This is a genomic window from Variovorax sp. 01T439_2, from assembly GCF_056398445.1.
Window position 1 is genome coordinate 1 of sequence record NZ_JBFTPJ010001265.1, and the last position, 1260, is coordinate 1260.

At 68.4% G+C, this 1260-nt stretch carries 1 protein-coding gene and 1 pseudogene; one reads left to right on the forward strand and one right to left on the reverse strand.

Going from position 1 to position 1260, the window contains the following annotated elements:
- On the reverse strand, positions 1 to 793 hold a 793-nt coding region (locus AC1DOC_RS34130; RefSeq protein ID WP_478131632.1), incomplete at its 3' end, for an ABC transporter permease.
- 99 nt (positions 794 to 892) lie between these two features.
- On the opposite strand from AC1DOC_RS34130, the pseudogene AC1DOC_RS34135 reads away from it, so the two are divergent.
- Positions 893 to 1260: pseudogene (locus tag AC1DOC_RS34135) on the forward strand (hypothetical protein); the annotation flags it as partial.

A 1260-nucleotide genomic window follows, 5' to 3' on the forward strand; every position in this document is an offset into this window, starting at 1 on the left:
ATGTCTTGTTCTGGCGCGTCCAGTCGCGGATGAGGAACTGGCCCGGCAGCGTGACGGCCATCTGGTCGGCCACTTCGCGCGCCTCGTTCAGGTCCTTGAGCTTGATGCGGATGCCGGTCGGGCCTTCGAGCCGGAACACGCGCTGGGCGTCTTCCGCATGGATCATGGCCAGCGCCGAGTCGTATTCGTAGTGGCCCGAATCGAAGGTGCCCACCACCGTGAACTGCTTGAGCCGCGGCACCACGCCGGCGGGCGTGACCTGGCCGCCCGGCGCCACCAGCGTGACCTGGTCGCCCGGCTGCACGAACAGCGAGCGCGCGAGTTCGCCGCCAAGCACGATGCCGAACTCGCCCGGCACCAGCTTGTCGAGCGTGCCCTTCTGCGCCGTGGTGGCGATGTCGGTCACCTCGGGTTCGAGCCTGGGCACGATGCCGCGCACCAGCGTGCCCTTCATGTCCTCGCCGCGCGCAATGAGCGCCTGCGTGGCGATGAAGGGCGCGGCGCCGACCACCTCGGGGTTCTTGCGCGCGGCGGCTGTGATGGCGTCGATGTCGGGCAGGGCCTGGCCGTCGCGCGACAAGATTTCGATGTGCGACACCACGCCGAGCATGCGGTCGCGCACCTCCTTCTGGAAGCCGTTCATCACACTGAGCACGATGATCAGCGCCGCCACCCCCAATGCGATGCCGAGCATCGACACGCCGGAGATGAACGAGATGAAGCCGTTGCGCCGCGTCGCCCGGCCTGCGCGCGTGTAGCGCCAGCCGAGCTTCAGTTCATAAGGAAGTCGCATATTTATCAGTTATTCCCAACGCGCTTCGGGGCGGCGTTTCATCCCGGGATTGTGGCATCCCGGACAATAGGGGGAATGGCCGAACCTCTCCCACGTCACTTGTTGATCCCCTTTGCCGGCCGCGGTTCCCCGGCGTGCCGCGCGGCACTGCCCGCGCTCCGGCTTCCCAATCTCGAAGCGCTGCTCTCGCGGCTCTCGCTCGCGGAGGCCGACACGCAGGAGGAAAGCACGCGCTCGCCGCCCCATGAACGCGCGCTGGCCAGTGCGCTGGGCATTTCCGCAGCCGACGGCTGCATACCCTGGGCCGCGCTGGAAGCCCGGCAGGCCGGCATTGCCGAACCCGGCGACCGCGAAGGCTGGGGCCTGGTCTCGCTGTGCAACTGGCAGGTGGGCATCGACGACGTGGTGCTGGGCGACCCAGCCGCGATCGAGATCGACGCCGCCGAATCGGCCGCGCTGCTGGCCGC